This is a genomic window from Streptomyces flavochromogenes, from assembly GCF_000717595.1.
GTDB lineage: Bacteria > Actinomycetota > Actinomycetes > Streptomycetales > Streptomycetaceae > Streptomyces > Streptomyces flavochromogenes.
In genome coordinates, this window is sequence record NZ_JNZO01000010.1 from 114957 (window position 1) to 139116 (window position 24160).

18 protein-coding genes are annotated in these 24160 nt (G+C 71.2%); 7 read left to right on the forward strand and 11 right to left on the reverse strand.

The annotated features are described in order from the left end of the window. Positions 1 to 81 precede the first annotated feature (81 nt). The 3 genes from IF00_RS46935 to IF00_RS0113755 all read right to left on the reverse strand — a co-directional run bounded on the left by IF00_RS46935 (position 82) and on the right by IF00_RS0113755 (position 4562). Positions 82 to 237, reverse strand: a complete 156-nt coding sequence (locus IF00_RS46935) for a hypothetical protein (protein ID WP_245234520.1) — start codon at positions 235 to 237, stop codon at positions 82 to 84. 306 nt (positions 238 to 543) lie between these two features. Next, positions 544 to 1143 (reverse strand): RICIN domain-containing protein, encoded by a 600-nt coding sequence (locus IF00_RS42630; RefSeq protein WP_051820227.1) that lies wholly within the window; start codon positions 1141 to 1143, stop codon positions 544 to 546. Between the two features lie 110 nt (positions 1144 to 1253). After that, positions 1254 to 4562: an AfsR/SARP family transcriptional regulator gene (locus IF00_RS0113755; protein WP_158710462.1), complete on the reverse strand. Its 3309-nt coding sequence runs from the start codon at positions 4560 to 4562 to the stop codon at positions 1254 to 1256. Positions 4563 to 5623: 1061 nt separating this feature from the next. On the opposite strand from IF00_RS0113755, the gene IF00_RS0113760 reads away from it, so the two are divergent. Both IF00_RS0113760 and IF00_RS0113765 read left to right on the forward strand, forming a co-directional pair. After that, positions 5624 to 6385 carry a bestrophin-like domain gene (locus IF00_RS0113760; protein ID WP_030317830.1) on the forward strand — a complete coding sequence of 254 codons (762 nt, stop codon included), beginning with the start codon at positions 5624 to 5626 and terminating at the stop codon, positions 6383 to 6385. Between the two features lie 518 nt (positions 6386 to 6903). Beyond that, positions 6904 to 7680, forward strand: coding sequence for a heavy metal-responsive transcriptional regulator (locus IF00_RS0113765; RefSeq protein WP_030317832.1), 777 nt, complete (start codon positions 6904 to 6906; stop codon positions 7678 to 7680). A 234-nt stretch (positions 7681 to 7914) separates the two neighbouring features. Here IF00_RS0113765 and IF00_RS0113770 read toward each other — a convergent pair whose 3' ends face one another. The 7 genes from IF00_RS0113770 to IF00_RS0113800 form a co-directional block, all read right to left on the reverse strand. Beyond that, positions 7915 to 8418 carry a hypothetical protein gene (locus tag IF00_RS0113770; RefSeq protein WP_030317834.1) on the reverse strand — a complete coding sequence of 168 codons (504 nt, stop codon included), beginning with the start codon at positions 8416 to 8418 and terminating at the stop codon, positions 7915 to 7917. A gap of 248 nt (positions 8419 to 8666) precedes the next feature. Next, positions 8667 to 9227: a hemerythrin domain-containing protein gene (locus tag IF00_RS0113775; protein ID WP_030317835.1), complete on the reverse strand. Its 561-nt coding sequence runs from the start codon at positions 9225 to 9227 to the stop codon at positions 8667 to 8669. 161 nt (positions 9228 to 9388) lie between these two features. Further along, complete coding sequence (locus IF00_RS0113780) at positions 9389 to 10390, reverse strand: PHP domain-containing protein (RefSeq protein WP_030317837.1); 1002 nt, start codon at positions 10388 to 10390, stop codon at positions 9389 to 9391. After that, the gene (locus IF00_RS0113785) at positions 10387 to 11280 is read right to left on the reverse strand and encodes an SDR family oxidoreductase (protein WP_030317841.1); all 894 of its coding nucleotides are present in this window, start codon (positions 11278 to 11280) and stop codon (positions 10387 to 10389) included. The genes IF00_RS0113780 and IF00_RS0113785 overlap by 4 nt, the downstream gene beginning before the upstream one ends. A gap of 35 nt (positions 11281 to 11315) precedes the next feature. Continuing rightward, entirely contained in the window at positions 11316 to 11945 is a 630-nt protein-coding gene (locus IF00_RS0113790; protein WP_030317845.1) for a flavodoxin family protein, read from the reverse strand. Between the two features lie 274 nt (positions 11946 to 12219). Further along, complete coding sequence (locus tag IF00_RS43715; protein ID WP_245234521.1) at positions 12220 to 12699, reverse strand: hypothetical protein; 480 nt, start codon at positions 12697 to 12699, stop codon at positions 12220 to 12222. Positions 12700 to 13074: 375 nt separating this feature from the next. Beyond that, on the reverse strand, positions 13075 to 13641 hold the full coding sequence (locus IF00_RS0113800; protein WP_030317846.1) for a TetR/AcrR family transcriptional regulator: 567 nt from the start codon (positions 13639 to 13641) through the stop codon (positions 13075 to 13077). Between the two features lie 148 nt (positions 13642 to 13789). Here IF00_RS0113800 and IF00_RS0113805 point away from each other — a divergent pair, with 148 nt between their 5' ends. From IF00_RS0113805 to IF00_RS0113825, 5 genes are all read left to right on the forward strand, one after another. Continuing rightward, the gene (locus tag IF00_RS0113805; protein ID WP_030317848.1) at positions 13790 to 15259 is read left to right on the forward strand and encodes an MFS transporter; all 1470 of its coding nucleotides are present in this window, start codon (positions 13790 to 13792) and stop codon (positions 15257 to 15259) included. Positions 15260 to 15370: 111 nt separating this feature from the next. Beyond that, entirely contained in the window at positions 15371 to 16024 is a 654-nt protein-coding gene (locus IF00_RS0113810; RefSeq protein WP_030317850.1) for a CatB-related O-acetyltransferase, read from the forward strand. A gap of 497 nt (positions 16025 to 16521) precedes the next feature. Beyond that, on the forward strand, positions 16522 to 17151 hold the full coding sequence (locus IF00_RS0113815) for a DUF6338 family protein (protein ID WP_245234522.1): 630 nt from the start codon (positions 16522 to 16524) through the stop codon (positions 17149 to 17151). Next, positions 17151 to 17297: a hypothetical protein gene (locus tag IF00_RS46110; protein ID WP_167346859.1), complete on the forward strand. Its 147-nt coding sequence runs from the start codon at positions 17151 to 17153 to the stop codon at positions 17295 to 17297. The genes IF00_RS0113815 and IF00_RS46110 overlap by 1 nt, the downstream gene beginning before the upstream one ends. Positions 17298 to 17300: 3 nt before the next feature. Beyond that, positions 17301 to 20816, forward strand: a complete 3516-nt coding sequence (locus IF00_RS0113825; protein ID WP_030317853.1) for a CHAT domain-containing protein — start codon at positions 17301 to 17303, stop codon at positions 20814 to 20816. 424 nt (positions 20817 to 21240) lie between these two features. On the opposite strand, the gene IF00_RS0113830 is transcribed toward IF00_RS0113825, so the two are convergent. Then, a complete protein-coding gene (locus IF00_RS0113830; RefSeq protein WP_030317856.1) occupies positions 21241 to 23826 on the reverse strand; it encodes a fibronectin type III domain-containing protein in 2586 nt (861 codons plus the stop codon). Positions 23827 to 24160 lie beyond the last annotated feature (334 nt).

Here is a 24160-nt window from a genome sequence, read left to right on the forward strand (position 1 = left end):
ACGCTTCTTGAGGTTGGACGCCGTACTGAGGGGAGGGACGCTCCAGGGATTCCAGGAAGGGTCCCTCCCGGCTCAGGTGTGTCAGCTGTGGATGAACCACCAGTTGTCGGCCTGGTTCGGCTCCACGTAGTCCTGCTTCTCGCCGCCGGTGGCCTCGCCGGAGCAGCCGGCGCCCGAGTAGCCGATCCAGTGCAGGTTCCCCTTCCACCACCAGCCGCCGATGTAGTTGTCCTTCACTGGGGTGTTGAAGCAGGCCGTGGTGTACTCGTCGGCCTGGGCCCCGACGGGGTGACCGAGGGCGATCGCACCCCCGTTGACCTTCTCCCGATGGAAGCGTGTTACAGGCCGATCTGGACGTAGTTGGCGCTGCCCTGGTTCCAGGGAGCCAGGCGATTGGCTTCCGAGGTTGGCGCCGGAGCAGCCACCGCTGAAGTAGGGGTGTCACTTGCTTTGGCACGGCCCTTGAGGGCGTTCTCCGAACGGGGCGTCCGGAAGCAGTGGCCGAGCCATTCGTCCTTCTGGTTCCGGCGAGCCGGGAGAGGCTCACTCGCCGACGTACCACCGTTGGTTCGTTCCGTCGTTCTTCCGCCACAGCTGTGCCGGCGCGCCGACAACGTCGCTGAAGTTGCCGATTTCGATGGTGTAAGGGCTGAAGGAAGTGAGGTATTCGACAGGTCCCTCGCCCTCCGCGCTCCAGCGCATGAAGCGCTGGTTGTGCTCGTAGTGGCAGGTCCACTGGATGAGCTGGACGCCGTTCCCGGCGTTGCTGCCGGGGACGTCGATGCACTTTCCGCTGTTCTTGTTCGCGATGGCCCACTGGTTGGACCCATGGACGTCGTAGAACCACCAGAGCTGGTTGGCGCCGCCGTGGCAGTCCCACTGCCGGATCGGAGCCTCGTCGTCGAGTCGCCAGTCGGCGACCTCCAGACATTTGCCGGAGGCCCGGTTGATGATCCTGAAAGGGCCCTGCAGTTCGTCGTCCGCCGAGGCGGGCTGGGCGAGTGCGCCGTTCTCGTCATACGGATGCAGAACACGGAAGGGGCTGATCGTGACGGCCGACGCGGTCGGCGCCGTGACGGCGAGAAGGCCGGCGGAGACCACCACGGCTCCGAGGGCCGCGGCGGTCTTCTTCCATAAGGACATGAACGTGCCTTCCTGCTGAGTGGGGGTGGTCCCCCACGGGTGAGGACGACCCTGCCCGGCGCCTCTAACCGCTCGTTAACGACCGGGTCGAGCGCTCTGACGACCGGGCTTCAGAGAGCCTGGGCCCCGCGCAGCAGACCGCGCACCCGGGCGGCGTCAGGGGCGCCAAGCCGCTCGTCGACAGCCAGTGCGCGACGGAGGAAGGCGCGCCCCTCCTCGGAGCGGCCCAGCTCCCCGAGGGCCCGGCCGGCGCCCTCGCACGCGCGGGCCTCTTCGTAGGGGGCCCGTATCGCGTCGGCGAGGGCGAGGGCCTCCTCGTGGCATTCCAGTGCCTTGCTCCAGGCGCCTTCGGCAAGCCGAAGATCTCCGAGGATGACGAGTGCGCGCGCTCGACCGCCCCGGTCCCTTGTCTGCCGGCACAGTTCGATGCCCGCCCGTGCCAGGGCCACGGCGTCCGTGTGCGCCCCCAGCGAGGACCGCGCCTCGGCCAGGTGCATCGTCGCGTAGGCCCGTCCGAACAGGCTGCCGAGCTCCTCACAGAACGCCAGTGCCTCGCACAGGCCGGACTCGGCGGCCTCGGGCCGACCCCGGCGGAGGTCGACGCGCGCGAGGTACGTGAGGGACTGGGCCTCACCAAGTCTGCTGCCGATCTCGCGGAACAGGCGCAAAGCCTCCTCGATGCTCTCCGCGGCTTCGTCGTACGCACCGGTCAGCCGCAGCACGTCGCCGAGGTCGACCCGCGCGTTCGCCTCGCCCAGCGGATTGGCGAGGCGCACGTACAGGACAAGTGCCTCCCGGTGCCGCGCGATGGACTCTTCGTACCGGCCGAGGGAGGTCAGCACATCGGCGAGCATGGTGAGCGTGTTGGCCCGGCTGCGCTCGTCCTCCCGCTCCCCGTACGGTTCCAGAGCCCGCTCCAGATACTGCGCAGCCTCCCAGTAGTCCCCGGTGCTCTGGTGCAGGTGCCCGATGTCGATCCGGGCGGCGACCTGACCTCGAGCGTCGCCTGTGTCGACGAAGCACGCGAGCGCGCCGCGTTCGCTCCGCATGGCGTCGCCGAACCGGCCGGTCAGTCGCTGGACCCTGCCCAGGCCATGCAGCGCGATGCCCTCCCCCTGGCGGTCTCGCAGCTCGCGTACGAGTTCCAGAGCCGTTCGGAATCCCGCCTCGGCCTGCTCGTAGTCGCCTCTGAGGCAGTTGATCATCGCCGTGTCGAGCCGCGCCTGGGCCTGTCCGCCGAGATCGGACCTCGTCAGCGCCGCGGCGAGCGCGGTCCCGTGCAGCCGTAGAGCCTCGCTCCAGTGACCCGTGGTGCGTAGGAACTCGGCCATCGCGGCAGGCAGACGGTGGGCGTGAGCAGTGAACCCGTGCCGGGCCGCGTGCCGGACCGCGGCGACCAGGTTCTCCTGTTCGGCCTGCATCCAGGCCCGTGCGTCCTCGGCCGCGCGGAGGACCGGCAGGACGGCCGTCCCGTGCGCGGGGAGCCCGGCGCCGGGCGCCGCAGCGTGCCGGGCCAGATGCCGGTCGGCCTCGACGGCGGCACTCAGGTAGTAGTCGAGAACGCGTTCCACGGCGGCCCCGGCCGAATCGCCGGTGTCCTCGGCGGCCCGCTCCCGCGCGTAGGCGCGGACCAGATCGTGCATGCGGTACCGGCCGCGCACCCGTTCCTCCAGCAGGTGCCTGCTCTCCAGGTCGTCGAGGAGGGCGCGGGCGGTACCCAGGGGAACGTCCTCGGCGGCAGCGGCGGCGTGGACGTCGACGCTGTCCCCGGGCAGCAGGCCGATCCGCTGGAAGAGGCGCCGGCTGCGTGGGGAGAGGTCCCGATACGACAGCGCGAAGGCCGCCTCGACCGAGGTGTTTTCGGAACTGAGGGCGTCGAGACCGCCGTGGGCGGCGCGGAGCTCCGCCACCACATCTGCGGGACCCCACGCGAGACGGTGCCGCAGCCGGGCGGAGACGAGCTGGAGCGCGAGCGGCAGATGCCCGCACAGAGAGCCGAGTGCGGGGACCGCCGGATCGTCGGCGGTGATGTCGACGCGTGCTGCCTTGGCCACGAGCAGCGTGACCGAGGCTTCCGGGGTCAGCAACCCGAGGGTGAGGGGCGTGGCGTCCACCAAGGCCTCGAGGCGCTGCCGGCTCGTGACGAGGACCAGCGAGCCGGGCGTGCCCGGCAGGAGCGGTTCGACCTGTTCGCTGTTCAGGGCGTCGTCGAGGACGACGAGGAATCGGCGGCCGGCGAGGCGGCTGCGCCACAGGCTGGCGAGGGCCGCCTGGTCGGTCGGCACGCGCTCGGGCAGTTCGCCCACGGCGAGCAGCAGGCTCGTGAGGGCCTCCACCGGGGCGACCGGTGCGGCGCCCGACGTGTGGGCGTGCAGGGTCAGGAAGATCTGGCCGTCGGGAAAGGCACTCTTGAGACGGTGGGCCACATGGACGGCGAGGGCCGTCTTGCCGACCCCGGGCATGCCGTCGACCGTGAGGACCTGCACGGCGCCGGGATCATCGGCGGAGGCGTACGGGACGGCGTCCAGCAGCCGGTCGATCTCCCGGTCCCGGCCGGTGAACGCTGCCGCCTGGCGGGGGAGCGCCGTCGGCGCGGCGACCTCCTCCGCCCGTGGGGCGACGTCTGCGACGCGCGTCCCCCGCCTCGCTCTGCCCCCGCGGTCGGGCCCGGGCACGCGCACCGGTTCGTCCTCCAGCGCCGCCTGGTACGCGGCGCGAACCACCGGGCCGGGCTCTACTCCCATGTCGTGGACGAGCGTGCGCCGCAGCCGGTGATACGCCTCCAGTGCCTCCGCCCTCCCGCCCGTCCGGTGCAGAGCACGGACCAACTGCGCGTGGAAGGACTCCCGGAGCGGGAACTCCTCGGTCAGGCGGCGCAGTTCCGGCAGCAGTTCAGCGAGTCGGCCTTGGCGAAGTGAGGCCTCCCCCCGTAGTTCGACGGCCTGCAGACGGGCCTCCTGCCACTCCGCCACCTGCGCGGCCGCCGCGTGGGCGAGGGTGGGGAACTCCGCGAGTGGAGCGCCGTGCCACAGCGACAGCGCCGCGTCCGTCTCGCGCCCGACCTGCTCCCAGTCAGCGCGGAGCCGGGCGGTGCGCGCTGCCTCAAGATGACGGGCCAGGAGCGTGTGGTCCACCTCGTCGGGGGCGGCTGTCAGCACGAGTCCGCCCGCTTCGCTGCGGACGCGGGTGCTGTCACCGAGCGAACGCCGCAGGCGCATCAGGTGGTTGTGGAGCGAGGCACGGGCCCTGACCGGTGGGTTTCCGGCCCACAGCAGGTCTTCGAGCCTGTCGAGGGGGAGTACCCGGTTCGGTTCAAGCAGTAGCGCCGCCAACAGGGACCGGGCCATAGGGGACCGCGGAGCGAGGTCGCCCCTGAACGCGTCCCGCGCGACGAGCACGCCGAGCACGCCGAACCTCATGCTCACCCCCCGTGAGAACGCGGGGTCGGTCAGTACCCGCAGCTCGCATGATACGGCGGCGGGTCGGGCGACCGGGCGCAGCGGATGGTGTCGTGCACAAGCCGGCTCATACATGGTCGTGAAACCTCGGCGCGTGGTCTTGATGACCTGAGCCGGAACCGGGCCGAAGTCTTCCTAGAGGTGGCCTTGTGGCGATGCGTTCACCCCGATGGCTGGCGACGCGTCCGATCTCCGTGACTGGCCGGGATCATGATCGTTACTCGCAGTGGCAGCTCCGAGGGCAGCGGTACGGCCGCCCTCTCGCGCACTGAACGCGTGTCCGACGTCAGGTCGTCACGAGGAGGAATGACGAGTGGGTGGCTGGATCAGTGTCGGTCTCGGGGCTGCGGCGGTGCTGTGCCCGCTGCCGCACGGAGACGTGGCCGTCGTCATGGATCACTCTCCCACCCACGGTCACATGGTGGTCTGTGCCCCGGACGTATGGGTCGACATGGGCTACGGCGGCGAGGTGACGGAAGCCCCGCGTCCCGCGTGCGCTCCCACGACCCCGCGGCCCACGGTTCCGCCGACTCCGTCACCCACCGGGCCGCCGCTTCCGTCTCCTACGGCGCCGGCTCCTCCGGCGCAGCCGTCACCACCACCTCCGCCCCCGTCGGTCCCCGAGCCGGCGCCGCCGAGGCCGCCCGCGCTCTCGTCACCGGAAGCCGCTCCGGAACCCGCTGCCCCCGCACCCGGCCCCGAGTCGGCGCCGCCGACGCCCCCGGTGCCGAGCGTCGCCACCCCCGCTCCGGCGCAAGCGCTCAAGACATTCCAGTGGGAGCCGCGTTCGCACTACACGGGAGGTCCCTCCCGTCCCGCTCCGGCCAAGCTCTCGATGACCATGTCCACGGTCGTGATCACCCTGCCGGCTGTTCTGGCCGCAGCCGCCCTGCGGCCCGGGTCCCGTCGTCGCGTCCGCGGCTGACCATCTGCCTGTCGTCCGGCCGCCGGGCCCTCCATCGGCCCACGGCGTCCGCCCCCGTACCTCCTACACATCGCCTCGCTCGTCCTGGAGTTATGCAATGCCGGAATGGCTCGTCTACACCCTGGCCTCGGTCCTGGTCTGCGTTCTCGTCGTCACGGCGACCGTCCTGCGGCACCGCCGCGTGGCCGTCGACGAAGACACCTCCGAGACACCGGACGTCCTGGAGTACATGGTCATGATGGTCGGCGTCGTCTACGCCATCGTGCTCGGACTGGCGATCGCCGGGGTGTGGGAGGCCCGTACCGCGGCCGAGGACACCGTCCAGCGCGAGGCCCAGGCCCTGTACGAGATCGATCAACGCCTGGACGTCTACCCCGACGCCTTCCGGACACAGATCAAGGAGCACATCGACGCCTACGCCCGGCACGCGGTCACCGCCGAATGGCCCGCTCTGAAGGACGACCTGCCCGTCGACGGCACCGGCGCCGAACTGCTCGGCCGCATCCGGAGCGACATCGCTCATCGCACCCCGGCGGACGAGCTCCAGGCTCAGGCCTACCAGCCGCTCCTGGACCAGGTGGCGGCGGCGGACGACGCCCGTCACCAGCGCCTGGACACCTCCGGCACGACCCTGCCCGCAGCCCTCTGGTTCGGCCTCCTCGCCGGTGCCCTGGTCACCCTCGGCCTGCTCTACACCCTGCAGATCCGCCGCTCCGCACGCGAACTGCTGCTGGCCACCACCTTCAGCGCCCTGGTGGTCTTCCTGCTCTTCCTCGTCTGGAGCTTCGACGCGCCGCTCGGCCACTCCGGAACGGACTCCGCCCAGCCCTTGAGCGACCTCATCGACGCCGCCGTCTGACCAGGGATCACGAAGGATCGCGACACCGCACGTCGTGAAGCCGGGGCCCATCGGAAGCGGCGGGGCGGTACGGCACGGTGCCGGGTCGCTTGCGCCGTCGAGCCCGAACAGGAATCACGCAGACCTGCATCCGGACCGGTGCCGACAACGGAAGTGCCGGTGAGCGCCCGTCTTCATCCCCCGAGAGGCGGGCGCTCACCCCGCCCGGACAGCGAGACCCCGGCTGCCCCGCTGGCTGGTGGTGACGGCTGACCGGCGATCCGCCGCTGCCCGTGGTGGGCGGCATCAGGGAATGGGGCGCACTGGGAGGTTTTGACGTCGCCCATGACCTGCCTGCATCGCTTCGGCCTGTGCAACCTCTTCACCACTGGCTACGTCCTGTCGCCATACCCGGACAGATGCGACGGCCCCATCGCCTCGTACGGCCCCCGCAGCCAGCCCGGAACGAGCGGAGTCAGCCTCGGCCCGCACATCACGGCTTGACCTTCCAGCTGGGTCGAAGGTTTACCGTCGAAGGCATGACGAGCTACCGCATCTCGCAGCTGGCCGAACGCAGCGGCGTGCCGGCCACCACGCTGCGGTTCTACGAGGACGCCGGTCTGCTCCCCGCGGACCGCACGCCGTCCGGGTACCGGATGTACGGCGAGGACGCGGTGGAGCGCCTGGCGTTCATCTCCTCGGCCAAGCTGCTGGGCCTGGCCCTGGACGAGATCCGCGAGCTTCTCGACGTCCGCGAGGAGGGGGTGTGCGCCTCGGTACGAGCGCGGATGCTGCCGCTGGTCGCGGACCGGCTCACGGAGACCGACGGCCGGATCGCCGAGCTGCGTGCGTTCTCCGCCCACCTGGCCGGTGTCCACGCCGAGCTGTCGGACCCGGCGCCCGCTGGGACGTGCGGGCCGGACTGCGGCTGCACCACGGCCACGGGCCCGGCACCGGCCGGGCCCGTGGCGAACACGCTGTCGCCCATCCGCCCCGCCTCGGCCACCGAGGCGCGGCGGGACGCCCCGGTGGCCTGCACGCTGGGCGGCGCCGAACGGAGCGAGCGCACCGAGCAGTGGCAACAGCTGGTCGGCCAGGCCGAGGGGCGCGAGCAGATCCCCGACGGTGTCCGTCTTTCCTTCCCCGCCGGTGCCGAGCTGGCCGGCGAGGTCGTGGCGCTCGCTGCGGCGGAGCAGGGCTGCTGCGCGTTCTTCGACTTCACCTTGCGTCTGACCCCGATCGCTCTCCAGCTGGAGGTGCGGGCGCCCGAGTCAGCCGCCGGGATGCTGGACGACCTTTTCGGGGCAACCGCCTGACCACCCCAGACCTCGCGTCCCGCCCGACCGGGCCTCGGCGCATGCTCGGCGCCGGCGCGGCCGCGGCCGCCGCCTGTGCGGTGTGCGTCGCTCCTCGTCGCAGCGATCTGGTGCACGCACCGGACCCGGACGGCTGCGGGGCCGACCCGCCCACAGGCGCCTGATCACGCGGGACGTGAACGTCGAGCCGGTCTGCTTGGCCGTCGTGCAGTCTCCGGTGTCGCCGTGTGCGCCCTATTCCAAGGCTGCGGACCGGTTGTCCAGCAGGTCCAGCAGCGGTGCCCGATGGAGGGCGGCGATGGGTTCGAGCAGGTCGGGGTGGCGCAGCAGGGGCGCGGCGTCGTGTTCGTGGTCGCTGGGGCTGGTGAGGCGCGTGAGCTCGCCGGACTGGCCGCGGTCGGCGAAGTGGTGGGCGCCGACGGCGAGTGCGGGGGCGGCGAGGAGGCAGGCGGCCCAGCTGACGACGGTCTCGTCCACCCAGGTGCGCCAGGCGTCGTCGGCGTCGTCGCCGTGATCGGCGCCGGTGAGCCAGTCGAGCCGCGCGCTTCCGCCGGGGCCGAGGAGGTGCAGGATCTCGGCATCGATCGCCGTCGGGAACCGCAGGGCGGTGGCGAGGGTGACGGCCTGCTGGGCCTGGGCCTCGGCCAGAGCCCGGCTGAATGCGCCCGGGGCGGGTGGGAAGGCGGTCAGCAGCCAGCGGGTGCCGGCGGCTATGACGGGTGCGAGATCGGCGGTCACGGCGGCTTCCTCGGGGGCGTGCTCGCCCCGGCCCGATACCCGGGCCTGCGAGCTGCGGCGCGAAGCTGCGCCGCTCCGCTGGTGGCCGGCCAGCGTAGCCCGGAGCGGCAGGCGTGCGGCATGACGCACGTCACCGTCCATCCAGGGCGGCGGGCCCGCACGCGTACCCTGCGGTCCGGCGCCCCGCACGCGTACCCTGCGGTCCGGCGCCCCGCACGCGTACCTGCGGCCCGCCGCTCCGGACGGGGTCAGGACTTGCCGCGGCCCGTCACGAAGTCGCGGGCCCGGTCCACCAGACCGGCGCCCGGTGCGAGGAGCTTGCTGGCCGTGGGGCTGCTCGGTGCGGCCGGGTGCGGCCGCGTGGGCGCCATGGACTTGGCGCGACGGATCTTGTCACCGAGATCGTCCAGCTGCTGCGGAGTGCAGGCTCGCTTCAGCATCGGGAACAGGTTGCTCTCCTCGTCCTGGACATGGGCGGCGACCTCGCCCATGAGCTGCTGCAGGAGCGGGCTCATCTGTGCGTCGTCGGTACTCATCTTCTCCAGCCGCTTGAGCATCTTCTCCACGCGCCCGTGGTCCTCGATCTCCTTGTCCGCCATCGGCCCGCCGCCCTCCACGTGCTCGCGCACCGCCGGATAGAGGTACTGCTCCTCGGCGACCGAGTGCCGAACCAGCTCGATGGTGAGCTCGTCGATGAGATCGCGGAGCTCCTGCCCGGCACTGGTCATGGCCTGGATCCGGGCGAACATCTCCTCCACCTCCCGATGGTCGGCCATCAGCTCGTCGATCACGTTTCCGCCGTGTCCCATGTTTCCTCCATGCGTTTTCGTGCGGTGGTGGGGCCGGTCCGACCCGCCCCGATCGGTTCCCCGTACGGCCCGGAGGCGCCCGGCCGCACCGGGAGTCTCACCCGCTCGGAGGAGCCGGCGGCCACGAGCCGGGACGGCGCGCGGAGCAGAAGGAGCGTGTTTCACTGCCGGTCGCTCCTGGCCGCCAGGAGGCGTCGGAGCGGCCAGGTAGTGATCAGCCGGTCTGCTCCCAGGCCGATCCGGGCCGCGCGTGCGTACCCCGTGCTCTGCCAGCGCAGCTGTTCGGGGGCGTGGGCGTCGGTGTCCACGGCGAAGAGGCAGCCCGCTGCGGCGGCCAGGGCGAGCAGGTCGTCCGGGGGGTCTCGCCGTTCGGGCCGGCAGTTGATCTCCACCGCGGTGCCGGCCTCCGCACACGCGGCGAACACGGCTTCGGCGTCGAAGCGGGACTGGGGGCGCCCACGGCCGGTGATGATCCTTCCCGTGCAGTGCCCCAGGACGTCGACACGGGGGTTGCGCACCGCTGCCAGCATGCGGGCGGTCATCGGGCCGCGTTCCGAGCGGAGCTTGGAATGCACGGAAGCCACGACGAGGTCGAGTCGGCCGAGGAGGTCGTCGTCCTGGTCGAGGGAGCCGTCGTCGAGGATGTCGCACTCGATGCCGGTGAGCAGCCGACAGTCCGGGCCGATTCTGGAGTTCACGGCGGCCACGGCCTCCAGTTGGCTCCTCAGCCGCTCTGGGCTCAGTCCGTGGGCGATCGTGAGCCGTGGTGAGTGATCGGTCAGAACCGCCCACTGGTGGCCCAGGGCGCGGGCCGCGTCGGCCATGTCCTCGATCGGGCTGCCGCCGTCGGACCAGTCGGAGTGCAGGTGGCAGTCGCCGGTGCTCGCGGCCGCGAGGTCCCAGCCGGCCCGGGCGTCCGGGCCGGTCTCGTCCTGCAGACGGGCCAGGTAGTCCGGTACCGCGCCGGTCGACGCCTGGGAGATCACGTCGGCGGTGACCGGGCCCACCCCGCGGAGGTGAATGGCTCGGGCCGCGTCCACCGGGCCCGGTGGCAGGTCACGGACGGCGTCGGCCGCCGTGTGGAAGGCTCGCACCCGGTACGGGGACGCCCCACGCCATTCGAGGAGGAAGGCGATTCGGCGCAGAGCCTCGTCCGGGGTCATGGCAGAGGGGTTCCGCCGGTGGCGTTGACGATCTCTCCGGTGATGTAGGAGGCCTGGTCGGAGGCGAGGAATACGAAGGCGGGTGCCATCTCCACCGGTTGCGCGGGCCTGCCCAGAGGGGACTGCTCGCCGAACGTCGTCGGGTCGGGCATCGTCGCCGGGATCAGGGGAGTCCAGACCGGACCCGGCGCAACGGCGTTGGCCCGGATACCGCGCTCGGCGAGCATCTGAGCGAGGTTGTGGGTGAAGGAGATGATCGCGGACTTGGTCATGGCGTAGTCGAGGAGGTGCGGGCTGGGCTGGTAGCCCTGCACGGAGGCGGTGTTGATCACCGAGGCGCCGCGCGGCATGTGGGCCAGTGCGGCCTTGGTGAGCCAGAACATGCCGTACAGATTGGTCTTCATCACGCGGTCGAACTGCTCGGTGGTGATCGCCTCGATCCCGTCCGGCTGGGCCATCTGGTAGGCGGCGTTGTTGACGAGAAGGTCGATGCCGGCCAGCTCGCCCACCGTCTTGTCGACGAGGGCGGTGCACTCGTCTTCGTGCCGGATGTCGCAGGCGACGGCGACCGCCGTGCGGCCCGCGCCGCGGATCAGGCGGGCGGTCTCGTCGGCTTCGTCGCCCTCCTCGGGCAGGTAGGTGAAGACGACGTCGGCGCCCTCCCGTGCGAAGGCCAGGCAGACGGCCCGGCCGATCCCGGAGTCCCCTCCGGTGACCAGCGCCTTGCGGCCGCGCAGCAGCCCGTGGCCTTCGTACGTGTCCTCGCCGTGGTCGGGGCGGGGATCCATGGCCTCGGTCGAGCCGGGGTGGTCCTGATCCTGCTCGGGAAACGGGGGCCGGGGGTGCATCCCCACCGGATCGGTGAGGCGGGGGCGGTCGTGGGAGGGCATCGCGGGTTCCTTCCGGCACGGTCGGGGGAGATGTCTCAGGCAGAGGGCGGATAGGCGGCACCCTTGAGGCGACGCGCCAGGTGCGCGGTGTTGGCGGCCAGGGTCCTGGTCGTGGCCGCCGTCTGTTCGGGGGCCTTGTCGAGGTCCTGGTAGTCGGTGCCCTGCATGGCTTCGCCGACCCAGTAGGTCACCGCGTTCGGGGCCAGGGAGAAGCCGACGTCGTTGAGGCCCTGGAAGAGTTCGGCACTGACGTGGTGGGCGCCGTCCTCGTTGCCGACCACGCACACGGCTGCGGCCTTGCCGTAGGTGAGCATGCGGCCCTCCTCGTCGCTCTCGCCCAGTTCGGCGTTGAGACGTTCCAGGACCCGCTGGGCGATGCTGGAGGGGTGGCCCAGCCAGATGGGCGTGGACAGGACCAGAATGTCGCAGCCCAGGATCGTGTCGCGGATCTCCGGCCAGGCGTCGCCGCCTCCCATGTCGACCTCGACGCCGGGTTCGACGTCGTGATCGGCGATGCGGATCACTTTCCCGGTGACACCGTGGTCGGCGAGGGCGGCCATGGTCTGCTCGGCGAGCAACTGCGAGCTGGACGGCTTCGGCGAGGGCGAGAGCGTACAGACCAGTGCGACGGCGCGCAGCGGCGTGGTTTCCGTGGTGGTACCCATGTGGTTCGGCTACCCCGATGGTCCGGCCCTATCCCGACCCGTACGGGGAGCCCTCCGCCTCGCGGCGGTCGTGCAGGGCCTTGGTGGTCCTGGCCTGTGCCCGGGGCTGCAGCGACCCGGCGGACGACCTTGTCCTCGCCCGCGAAGAGCCCGTCTCGCCGACTGTCCTCAGAAGTGGATGTCGTCCGAGGACGCCGTCATCCCCAGGTGAGGCTCCCTGCATGAGTGAGTGGGATCGCCCTGGTCGCCGCCGGTTCGGCCATCTTGGTGGGCATCACGACCGCGTGCCGCCCTCGGCGGCTCCTGCGTGGGTCGCGATGGCCTTCGTTCGGCACGCGAGCAGGCTACGGAGCGCTTCTGACCCCGCTTCGTTGCGCATCTGCTCCTCGTGGACGAGGAGCCATCGCGCTCCCGCTTCGACCTCGGCCCACGCCAGTCGGCTGCGCCGGTTCTCGGCGCGTCTTACGTCACTGCGAAGAAAGCCCGCCCCTGCTGCGAACCCTGCGGCCACGAGGGCCAGCAGTGCCGCTGGAACACGGGCATCTGGCGATGACAACCCAGCAGCGCCGGAAAGCGCGGCGAGCACCGCAGCGGGGAAACCGAGCGCGACATCCATGAGGGACCAGAAACGGACGCGATGGTGGGCAGCGCGCTCCCGCCGTTCCGCTTCGGCCAGCACACGCTCGACCTCAGCCCGGTAGAGCGCCCTCTGGCCCTGCTTACTGCCCGAATGCCGCCTGTCGTCACCAGCCACCAGCCCATGATGGCCCAGGAATCCAGACAATGATCACTCGAGCCGCACCCGTGCCGCCGGCCGGGGGCGGCAGGATCTCCGGCGTACGTCTCGGAGTGCGACCCCGCAGCATGTCGCCTGGCAGCACGTCGCCGGAATCGGCCGGCAGTGGACGCGCGGCCCTACCTTGCCCTGGGCCAGGGGCAGGAGACCGGGGCGGATACCGGCTGGCCCGGCAACGGCGATCCACGGCGACGTCCCGCCGACCTCGACGGGGCCGCCAGGTGGCGTAAGCCGGCCGAGGGTGCGAGGCCGAGCGACCGGGCGCGTTCCGGCGAGCATCGTGCGGATCCCCGCCGGCGCGTCCGAGGGCTGTTCCCGGGGACCGGGTCGAGGTCACAGCAAGCGGTCCACCAGCCCGTCGACGTAGTCCGGGGTGAGCGGGACCATGCCGAACAGGACGCGGATGTACATCGGGGCCAGGATGTGGTCCAGCACGTCGAGCGCGTCGGGTGCGGATTCACCGCGGTCGCGGGCGCGATCGAGCATGGACTGCAGTTGCCGGGTGCGTTCGGCGCGCAGGTCGGCGCCGGCCTGCAGGCCCTGCTGACCTCTGCTCGACAGGGCGACGGCCAGGTGCAGCACAGCCGGACCGTCGGATCCCGTGATCTCGCGGGCCACTTGGGCCGCGTACGTGCGCAGGTCGCCGGCCAGGCTCCCGGTGTCGGGCATCGGCGACTGGGCGTTGAGACGGGTGAGCGCCACGTCGGTGAGCAGTGTTTCCAGGCTGCCCCACCGGCGGTAGATGCTGCTGTCGGCCACACCCGCGCGGGCCGCGACCTCGCCGACGGTGAAGTGGCCGTAGCCGCGCTCAAGGATCAGGTCGGTGACGGCCTGGTGCACCTGCGCGACGACGCGGGCGCTGCGTCCGCCGGGCCGCCGGACTCGCTGTCCCTCATTCATGCCCCCACCTTAACGCAGTAACCACTTGCGTTTGCATGTCGAGCCTCTCTACAGTCGCTAAAGCAGTCAGCGTCTGCGTTAGTGATCCAGGGTGGATCGTCGACCGCGTCGACCGTGCCCAGCGCAACCGACAATCGAGGGGGGACCCATGACCGCATCGCATGCGGCCGTAGCCAGTCGCCGGAACCGGGCCGTACCGCTCGCGGTGACCTGTCTGGGCCAGTTCATGGTTCTGCTCGACAACACGATCGTCGGAGCGGCGCTGCCCGATATGCAGCACCGGCTCCACACACAGCTGACCGGTCTGCAATGGATCGTCGACGCGTACGTGCTGCTGGTCGCCATGCTGCTGCTGTCCGGCGGTGTCTTCGCCGACCGGTTCGGCCGCAAGCGGGTGTACTTGACCGGTGTGGTGGTGTTCACCGCCGCGTCGCTCCTGTGCAGCCTCGCGCCCTCACTCGGCTGGCTGGTCGCCGGCCGGGTGCTGCAGGGCATCGGGGCAGCGGCGCTGAGCCCTGCCTCGCTCGCCCTGCTCGTCGCCGCCCATCCCGTGCCGCAGGAACGGATCAAGGTGATCGGGCTGTGGGCCGGATTCAGCGGAATCGGTCTGGCCGCGGGCCCCGTTGCCGGTGGCGTTCTGACGGATGCCTTCGGCTGGTCTGCCATCTTCCTGGTCAACCTGCCCATCGGAGTGGTCCTGCTGCTGGTCGGCCGGCGCCACCTCGCCGAGTCCCGCAATCCGAGCGCATCCGCGATCGACGTTCCCGGTACGGTGCTGTCCGTTCTGGCGGTGGGGGTACTGACCTACGGTCTGATCGAGGGTGGTGCCCGCGGCTGGACCTCACCGGTCATCCTGGGCAGCTTCACCGCCGCGGCAATCCTCTTCGCCGCCTTCCTCTCCGTCGAAGCACGCCGCTCCACACCCATGCTGCCGCTGCGGCTGTTCCGGCAACGGCTGTTCGCCGTGTCCAACACCGCCATGGTCGTGGTCGGGTTCGCACTCATGGGCTCGTCGTTCTTCTTCTCCCAGTTCTTCGTGTACGTCCAGGGCAGTTCGATCCTGAGCGCCGGCCTGCAGACCCTGCCGGTATCCCTCGCGATGGTGATCGTCAGCCCGTACGCGGGCCGGCTCGCCGCCCGGTACGGCTTCCGAGGCGTGGTCACCACCGGCCTGGCCCTGGCCGGAGGAGGGCTCGTGGCGCTGGGCATGGTGCACGCCGACACCGGTTACGAGAACGTGTGGTGGCGGCTGGGAGCCGTCGGCTGCGGTTTCGCTCTGACCCTGTCCCCGCTGACGGGAGCCGCGATCCAAGCGGTCGACCCGGAGGAGGGCGGCCTCGCGTCAGGCATCAGCAGCACCACTCGGCAGATCGGTGCGGTGCTCGGCGTGGCGGTGCTCGGAGCCGTCGTGCGCACCCGGCAAGCCGACGGAGCCTCGTTCGAGGCCGGCCTCGACAGCGCCTTCGTCGCGGCCGGCGTCATCACTCTGGCCACCGCCGTGTTCACCGGCCTGTGGCTGGCGAGGTCCCAACCCTCGCCAGGCTCCGCGGTGACGCAACGTTCCGACGATCCTGATGCGGTCACCACGCCGAACGGGGCTTCCGCGAAGAGCCGTTGACCACGACAAGCGCCTCGGCTGGGAGGAGTTCCACAGGAAGCTCCTCCTGCGGGACACCAGCCATCACCCAGGACGACGTCCTGGATCCACTCGAGAGGAACTGCTTCCACGATGCCGCCCGTTCCCGCCGACCCCACCGTGCTCCACCCGATGCCCGAGCACCCGCGCGTGGTTCTGCTCAAGCCGCTGGTGAAATCGCCGCTGATCGAGGTCGGTGACTTCTCCTACTACGACGATCCCGACGACCCGACCGCGTTCGAGACGCGCAACGTCCTCTACCACTACGGGCCCGAGCGGCTCGTCATCGGCAAGTACTGCGCGCTGGGGACGGGCACCCGGTTCCTCATGAACGGTGCCAACCACCGTATGGACGGCCCGTCCACCTTCCCGTTCCCCACCATGGGAGGCTCCTGGGCGGAGCACTTCGACCTGCTCACCGACCTGCCCGGTCGGGGCGACACGGTCGTCGGCAACGACGTGTGGTTCGGCCACGGCGCCACGGTCATGCCCGGTGTACGCATCGGGCACGGCGCGATCATCGCCGCCGGCGCCGTGGTCACCGCCGACGTCCCCGACTACGGCATCGCCGGCGGCAACCCCGCCCGGCTCATCCGCACCCGCTACGACGCCGCGGACATCGCCCGGCTCCTCGCCGTCGCCTGGTGGGACTGGCCCGTGCGGCACATCACCAGGCACGTACGGACCATCATGGCGGGGACCGTCGCCGACCTGGAGGAGGCCGCCGCACAGATCGACCAGCCGTGACACCGCGTCCCCGCCACATCGCCCGCACCCTCGTCCCACTCCTGATGTGGGCCGGGCAAGTCCGTCCTGGACCGCCTCGCCGATGCGGCCCATGCGTTCCAGCAACCGGGCCTGGAGCTCCAGCGCCCCCTCGTCGCTGGAATCCCAAGGGGGCCTTCGCGAGGGCCCACCGCCCGGTCTCAGCGTATGGGGCGATCAGCTGCAGCACCTGCTCGTCGCGGCCCTGCCCTTCGGTGACCTCCACCAGCACCGATCGGATCCACCACCCCACGAGACGCGGCACGAGCAGATCGACAGCCACGTCAACACGGCCCGCTCTCACGAGCGGCTCGGCTACGTCACGGCACACGTACTGCGAGGTACGGCCCTCTTGAGTGGCCGCCCCAACTGCCCTGACTCGTACAGTCGTTAGCGCTCGGAGGTGCAAGCCAGTAGCCTGATCGAACGAGTTCGTGAGACATGGGGAGGGGTGGCGAGTGCAGGCGCCTGCGACGGTCGTGCAGCTCGTTCTGCTCGTCCTACTGGTGCTGCCCGGGGTCACCTATCAGTTCGTCCGGGAACGCCGCCGTGGGCCGGTGCCAGGTGAGCGTGATCTGGGTGAGCGGGTGCTGCGGGCGATCGTCGCGTCGATCGCGCTGGACGCCCTGTACGCCGTGGTGGCGGGGCCGGCGCTGGTTCGCCTGGCTCGAGGCACCGGCGGCGGCTGGGACGGCTTCGTGGAGCGGCCGCGAGTGGTCGGCTTCGTCGCCGTGGTGCTGTTCCTCGTCGTGCCGGCCGTGGCGGCGGCCACTGTTTCCCTGGTGGATCGGCGGCGGCGCAAGGCCCGGTTCCTGCGCACGCCCAGCGCCTGGGACCACGCGTTCCGCGACCGCGAACCGTGCTTCGTGCGCGTGCGGCTCAAGGACGGCAACTGGGCGGGCGGCTGGTACGGCGACCGGTCGTACGCCTCCTCGTACCCCCACCCGGCCGAGCTGTACCTGGAATCGGCGCGCATGATGGGCGCCGACGGGTCGCTCGGCGCGCGCGTGCAGGGGACAGCGGGCCTGCTGCTGCGGGCAGAAGACTTCGACGTGCTGGAGTTCGTCGAACCCGGAGAACCGGCGGCCGTGCCGGGGGAGGAGCGATAATGGCGCACGAACCCGAGCTCTCGCCCGAAGAGGCGGCGCTGCTTGAGGAGGCCACGGAGCGCGGCTACACCCCGAAACGCACGGTCGCCGAACCGGACGAGGCGCCCGGCGGCCCGGCCGGCACCTCGAACGCCAACGAGGACTGACTCGTGGGTGGGGGGTCCACGGACGGCCTGGCCGAGCGGTTCTGGGAGGCGTTCCACGTGGCCCGGCACAGCGCGGACCCCGCGTCGGTCGAGAAGGCGATCGACCTCGGCCATGCCCTGCTGGCCACCGAGGACGTGACCGAGCGCCGTTCGGTCCTGTCGAATCTCGGAGGCCTGCTGCAGACCCGCTACCACCAGACCGGCGACTTCGCGTTCCTGCAGGAAGCCGTCCAGGCAGTCACGGAGGCCTACTTCCTGGCGTACGGAAGCCCGGAGGACTCGGCGAGCTACGCCAACAACCTCGGCATGCTGCTGCACACCGCGTTCCGGCAGAACCAGGACCGCGGAACCCTGGCCGACGCGCTGGACTGGAGCCGGGCGGCCGTCGACGAGGAACCGTCCACGAAGAAGGCGTTCTACCTGGGCAACCTCGTCGTCGCGCTGCGGACGGCGTTCACCGTGACGGAAGACCTCGCCCCCCTGGCGGAAGCCGCCGAGCACGCGCGGGCCGCCGTCGCATGCTCCCCCGATGACGTGTCCACGGCCAGGAGTCTGCACTTCCTCGCCGTCGTCCTGCGCGACTGGTTCCATGAGACGGGGGAGACCGGTGTCGTGGAGGAAGCCGTCGACGCCGCACGGCGGGCGGTGGAGCTCACGCCGGCCGGATCGTCCGACGTACGCGACCGGTTGAAGAGCCTCGCCTACCTTCTCGACGACCGCTACCGGGCTCGCGGAGCGCGGGATGATCTGGCCGAACTGCTTCGGGTCCGGCAGACGCTGGTGGCCCACACCCCGGTCACCGATCCACGGCACTCGCAGAACCTCGTCGAGCTGACGACCACGGAACGAGACTGGGCCGCGCTCACCGGCGAGCGCCCGGAATCGGACCGTGGCTGGGAACGCGCCGATACCGAAGCCGAAGTGTGCGGCCGGTACGCCGCCGAGTTCAAGCAGACCCGGGACTCGGCCCTGCTCGACCGGGCGATCGAGCTCGGGCGTTCGGCGGCGGCGGCGACCCCCGTCGGGCACCCCCGTCGGGGCGTCCGGCTGGACCACTTCGCCTCCGCGCTGGCCACCCGGGGTGAAGAGTTCGGGGACCACGCCGCGCTCGCGGAGGCCGTCAGCATCGAGCGGGAGGCGGTCGCGTGCACGTCGGCGGGCCATCCGCTGCGGATCCAGTTCATGGGCAACCTCGCCGTCAATCTGAACGCGTTGTTCCATGCGACCGGGGACCTGGCTCATGTCATGGACGCGATCGACGTCGCCCGCCGTGCGGCTGAGGCCACGGCCGGGCAGGGCGACCACCCACGTTCGCTGGCGATCCTCGCGGTCGTGCTGCACAACCGGTTCCGGGCGACCGGTGAGCTGCACGTGTTGTCGGAGGCGGTGGACCGTGCGCGGGAGTCCGTCCGCCTCGGCGCGAGCCTGGTTGTCGATCAGGCCCAGCGGCTTTCCAACCTCGGCGCCATGCTGTCCGACTGGTTCACCAGGACGGGGGAGGCGAGCGTGCTCGACGAGGCGATCGCCGCGCACCGCGCGGCCACGGACGTGACGGCGGACGACGACCCCGGCCGTGCCGTGCGGCTCGCCAATCTCGGCGGCGTGCTGGGGACGGCGTACGAGAAGTTCGGCGACCGGAACGCGTTGCGGGACGCCATCGCCGCGCGTCGCGCGTCCGTGGCCGCGACTCCGCAGGACAGCCCGCACTGGCCCGGGTACACCGCAAGCCTGGCCGCCGCGCTCGCCGACTGGTGCACCAACCCCGCCGCAGCCGCCGCGCGACCGGAGCCCTCGGATCCGCACCTCCTCGCCGAGGCGGTCGACCTGGCCCGGAGTGCGGCTCGAAGGCCCGATCCGGACGCCTATTCACGGGCGGATTTACTGACCCGCGTCGCCAACGTCCTGGCGCTCGGCTTCCGACACCTGGGCGACGGCGACGCGCTGACCGAGGCACTCGGCTGCTACCGGGAGGCCGCGGAGTCTGCCGGATCGCCGACGGACAGCCGGGCGGAAGCGGCGGACCGGTGGGGCGGTCTGGCCGCCGAGGCCGGCCGGTTCGACGTGGCCGCCGAGGGGTACGCCGCCGCGGTCCGGCTGCTGCCCCGGCTCGCCGGACGCCGCCTGGGCCGCGAGGACGCCCAGTACTGGCTCGGCCGGTTCGCCGGGGTCGCCGCCGACGCGGCCGCGTGTGCACTGGCCGCCGGCGACGCGGTGAGCGCGGTGACCCTGCTCGAATCCGGACGCTGCGTGCTCGCCGCCCAGGCGCTCGACAGCCGCGGCGATCTTTCCGACCTGCACGAGCGGGCGCCCGAGCTGGCCGAACGCTTCCGGACGCTTACCGCGGAGTTCGAAACCGACACCACGAGCGACCGCGTGGCCCTCGCCGACGAGCTCGACGCGGTGACCGAACGGATCCGCGCGCTGCCCGGGATGGAGCGGTTCCTCCGGCCCCCGCTGCTCACCGACCTCACCGCCCAGGCACACGAGGGCCCGATCGTGTACGTCAACGTCAGCCACCACCGGTGTGACGCGCTGATCATCACTCCGGACGGGGTCCGGTCACGCGCGCTGGACCGGCTCAGCGAGGAGACCGTGAGTCACCGCGTACGCGCTCTGCACACCGCGTTCACGGAGGGGCGGATGGTCGCCGAGCAGGCCATCCATGACACGCTCGAATGGCTGTGGGACACCGTCGTGGGCCCTGTGCTCGCCGAACTGGGGCTGACAGCGGAACCGGCGGCGGATGGCCCGTGGCCGAGGATCTGGTGGGCCCCGGTCGGGCCGCTCAGTCTGCTCCCCCTGCACGCCGCGGGCCACCACCGCGACGGCGGGCCCGTGCTCCTCGACCGCGTCGTCTCCTCGACGACACCGACGATCCGCGCACTGGGCCACGCCCGCGCGGGCCGCCGCGACGACCGGAGCGAACCGCGGCTGCTGGTGGTCGCGATGCCGCACACTCCGGACGCCCCGGACCTGCCCGGCGCACAGGCCGAAGCCGACCACCTGGCCGCTCTCGTACCCGGCGCCACGGTCCTGATCGGCGCGGACGCGACTCGTGACGCCGTTCTCGACGCCTTGCCGGCCAGTGGCTGGGCGCACTTCGCCTGCCACGGATACAGCGACCCGGACAACCCTTCGGACAGCCACCTCGCACTGCACGACCACGACCGCGCGCCGTTCCGGGTGCTGGACCTTTCCCGGCTGCGCCTGGGGAATGCCACGTTCGCGTTCCTGTCGGCCTGCGACACGGCCCGCACCACCGCGCGCCTGTCCGACGAGGCGATCCACCCGTTGGCGGCCTTTCAGATAGCCGGGTTCTCCCAGGTGATCGGCACGCTCTGGCGCGTCGACGACGTCGTGGCGCCGGCCTTCAGTCAGCAGATCTACGGCGAGTTGATCGCGGATCGATCCGGTGCGCTGTGCGCGTCGGCGGCGGTCCATCGCACAGTCAGGCGGCTCAGGAGGAAGTATCCGAATCTGCCGTCGGTGTGGGCCGCACACGTCCACGCAGGCGCCTGATGACGCGCACTGCGTCGTAGCCGGGGTTGATCGCAGCCGACTCGACCGGCCTGTGCCACGGGCGTTCCCGTCCTGAAGGCGCCGGGCAGTGCGCGGACGGGCCGGGCGGGCCGGGCGGGAACGCGGTGCGGCCGGGGGCGAGGACGCGCCGCTGGGACTTGTCCGGCCGATCGTCCGGCAGCCCGGCCGTTGCTGCCGCCGGAGCAACCGGAGCCTGGTCCGAGGGAAACGCCGAACAAGGCGACAGCACCGCTCGTTGGGCCCCGGCCTCGTGGCCAGACGCTCCAGAGCAAGGCGCGCGCCGCCCACGCCGCTGTCGGCAGGGGCCGTTCCTTGACGATCGGCCCATGGGCGTCCGGTGCCGCAGGCGTGCCTGCGGCACCGGGTTGGGCTGCAGGCACGCCAGGGCGGGTGGGCTTCGGCTTCAGCGGCCGGGGGCGGCTGCGACCAGGTCTCGTCCGCGATCGGCGAAACGGGCTTCCCTCAAGGGGGATTGCGCCGCAGGTTCCGGTGAGCGGCCGACATCTGCCGAGGATCGCCCGGCGAGGCCGGCAGACGGGGGCGGGAGCGGGACCCGAACGCAGCCGGACCGGTGCGACTCCAGCGCGCCGTTGAACGCGGAGACGCAGAATTCGAAGTTCCAGTTGCCCGGGAACAGGAAGGCGACTTCATGCGAGGTGGTGTCGGTCGTGGATCGGTCCGCCGTGAACGGGCCGCCCTCGGTGGCGTTCCGTACCCACACCCGGTATCCGGCCGCCTGGGCGGACCCCTGCCAGGTGAGGCGGACGGTCGTGGCGTCGAGAGACTGGATCTTCACGTCTGCCGGGATGGGGGGCACACCCGCGCCTACCGTCACGGACCTGGCCACGACGGGCATACCGCCGCCCGCCTCGTTCCAGGTCACCACCGCCACGAGATAGTGGTGGCCCGGTACAAGGCCGTCGATTTGCGCTGATACGCCCTTGACCGCGGTGCTGCTGATGTAGGAGCCCGGCACGTCCTTGTCCCAGGTGATGATCTCGTACCGGTCGATGCTGTCCGTGTGCGGGCCGGTCGGCGCATCCCAGTACACGTCGAGCCCGTCGGAGGCAGGACGGGTGGAGACGTTGGTGGGCGGGGCGGCGGTCGCCGGATGCGCGGTCGCGGAGACCGTCCCGGACCATACGGACACGCCGTCGGTGCCGTTGTCGGTGTTGACCTGGTATTCCCAGGTCCAGCCGTCCTCCGTCCAGGTGGTGTCGTAGCGGTTGGTCGACACATGGGTCTGGTTCCAGTCGGCAGCGCCGGCAAGCCGGTACCGGACCGTGTAGCCGCGCGCACCGAACACCGGTGACCAGGTCACCTTCACGCCGCTCGGGACGGCCTCGGCCACGACGCTGTTCACCGGGAAGATCGGCCGCCGGGGGATCGTGGTGGGGATGCCGGGCACGAACTGACCCATGCCGTAGTCGTCGTGGAGGGTGCGTGCGAAGGCGGACGCGATCTGGAACTCCCCCAGGGCATTGGGATGCAGGTCGTCGTATCCGGCGGGGCAGGAGTTCGTGTCGCAGCTGTACGCCGCCTCCCAGTCGACCAGTTTCACCGGGGAGGCGAGGGTGCTCCAGGACGGGATCGCATCACGGAGCATCGTGTTGTACTGCCTGGTCTTGACGATCAGGTCCTGCCGGCCGTCGATGAGAGGCCGCATGGGAACGTTCGCCACGGCGAACCGGATGTCTCCCTTGGCGGCGCGGGCCCTGTCGACGAGGGTCTTCATGCTGTCCAACGTGCCTGTCGCGTCGCTGACGAGCCATCCCATGTCGTTGAACCCGATACCGAAGAGGACCAGGTCGGGCTTGTACTCCGCGACCACCGGCCCGATCAGGTCCTTGTCCTGGGCGGCCTGGCGGCCCCACACGGCGAAGTGGTCGCTGTCGAAGCCCGCGGGGATGCCCTGGGCGTACGCGCCCGAGACGGGCGGGGGCGTGGCAGAGGGACTCTCGATCTCCCCCTGAAGCGGGGGAGGGGCCGGCGGGCCGGTCGGAGTGTCAGGCTGTTTCGTCCCCTGGTAGGGGCCGACGAAGTCGACCGCGACGTGCTGGTCCTTGAACCACTCCCACAGCCGGTACCGCCAGGTGAAGTCCCCCTCCATTCCCTGGGTCATGGAGTCCCCCACCGCCAGCACCCGCAGGGGCGCACCGGTGCCGCCGATACCTCGCGACTGCCGCAGGAACGCCGCGTACAGCTTCGGCGCCATCGAGCCCAGCGCACCGGACATGTAGGTCATCGGGTTGCCGAGGAATTTGAGCTTCGTCCCGAAGTTGAGCAGGATCGTCTGCATCTCGGTGATGGCAGCGGGGCCGCTGGCTGCGACCCAGTTCAGCAACGCCCCGCCGAAAGCGCCGGCGACCGTCGGCCACACCGACGCGGCCACCGCATCGGCCCAGACGTCGGCGTCGCCGAGAGACTTGCCGTCGAAGTGGGCGTTGAGCACTTCGGTGGTGAGGGCGCCGAGACCGGCCGAGATGGCGCCGCACACGGGAGCGGCGGCGGGCGCGCCGGGGCCGAAACTGACCAGACATCCGGCCCCGACCAGGATCCCCACCCCGGTCCCGACGCCGCTGGCGATGAACTTCTGAAACCTGCTCTCCTCGAACCCGACGACGACGTCCATGGGGATGATCATCACGAGGCTGTCGTCGACGGCGTGCACTGTCCCCTGGAAGTCGGCACTTCCCTCCTGCGGCGGATAGATCCCGACGCTGTGCTGCCGGACGCGCCTGGTCAGCGAAGTACCCAGGGTCATGCCCGCGTCCTGGTCGGCACGGGTCTCGTCGACCAACCCCCGTATGAGGGTGCGCACTTGCTCACGGCGCTCGGCAATCGGGAAGTCGAAGACCATGATCAGGTCGTTGTCGCTCGCCGCGAGCGAGCGGAGACCCCCCGCGTCCTTGGCGCAACCCAGACGCGCCGTCATGGGCGCTCCCGCCTCGCCGTCGCTGGCGAAGGAGGTGGCGTGGGTGGCGCACATGGGGGGAGGGTTCGACCGCGGAGCCCGGGGCCGTTGCGGGCCCGGCGACCGTGCCGAGCGCCAAGGCCAGTGACACCATCAAGGTTGTCGCGCGGCGGCGCGTCGTGGACGCCCTCGCCCCACGTCGCTTACGGACCGTTCCTAATGCACGTCGCCATGAACGCATGTCGTTCCGTGTTCCCTTCGAGGGCTCCGTGGGCGCTGAGTTCGCGATCACGTGTGGGCTGATGATCGCCTGCACGTCCTGCCAGGCCAAGTCCGGTACTGAACGGATGGCTGACAGCGTGCCCCTCCCCGGACCCCAGAACGTGGGCCGGCCGCCGAACCCTCGGGG

Excerpts from the sequence above, each read along its gene's own strand:
- IF00_RS0113800 (WP_030317846.1), bottom strand. The coding sequence starts at position 13,641 with ATGAATGAGGGACAGCGAGTCCGGCGGCCCGGCGGACGCAGCGCCCGC.
- IF00_RS0113775 (WP_030317835.1), bottom strand. The coding sequence starts at position 9,227 with ATGGGACACGGCGGAAACGTGATCGACGAGCTGATGGCCGACCATCGG.
- IF00_RS0113785 (WP_030317841.1), bottom strand. The coding sequence starts at position 11,280 with ATGCCCTCCCACGACCGCCCCCGCCTCACCGATCCGGTGGGGATGCAC.
- IF00_RS0113765 (WP_030317832.1), top strand. The coding sequence starts at position 6,904 with ATGACGAGCTACCGCATCTCGCAGCTGGCCGAACGCAGCGGCGTGCCG.
- IF00_RS0113755 (WP_158710462.1), bottom strand. The coding sequence starts at position 4,562 with ATGAGGTTCGGCGTGCTCGGCGTGCTCGTCGCGCGGGACGCGTTCAGG.
- IF00_RS0113805 (WP_030317848.1), top strand. The coding sequence starts at position 13,790 with ATGACCGCATCGCATGCGGCCGTAGCCAGTCGCCGGAACCGGGCCGTA.
- IF00_RS0113760 (WP_030317830.1), top strand. The coding sequence starts at position 5,624 with ATGCCGGAATGGCTCGTCTACACCCTGGCCTCGGTCCTGGTCTGCGTT.
- IF00_RS0113780 (WP_030317837.1), bottom strand. The coding sequence starts at position 10,390 with ATGACCCCGGACGAGGCTCTGCGCCGAATCGCCTTCCTCCTCGAATGG.
- IF00_RS0113810 (WP_030317850.1), top strand. The coding sequence starts at position 15,371 with ATGCCGCCCGTTCCCGCCGACCCCACCGTGCTCCACCCGATGCCCGAG.
- IF00_RS42630 (WP_051820227.1), bottom strand. The coding sequence starts at position 1,143 with ATGTCCTTATGGAAGAAGACCGCCGCGGCCCTCGGAGCCGTGGTGGTC.
- IF00_RS0113830 (WP_030317856.1), bottom strand. The coding sequence starts at position 23,826 with ATGTGCGCCACCCACGCCACCTCCTTCGCCAGCGACGGCGAGGCGGGA.
- IF00_RS46110 (WP_167346859.1), top strand. The coding sequence starts at position 17,151 with ATGGCGCACGAACCCGAGCTCTCGCCCGAAGAGGCGGCGCTGCTTGAG.
- IF00_RS0113790 (WP_030317845.1), bottom strand. The coding sequence starts at position 11,945 with ATGGGTACCACCACGGAAACCACGCCGCTGCGCGCCGTCGCACTGGTC.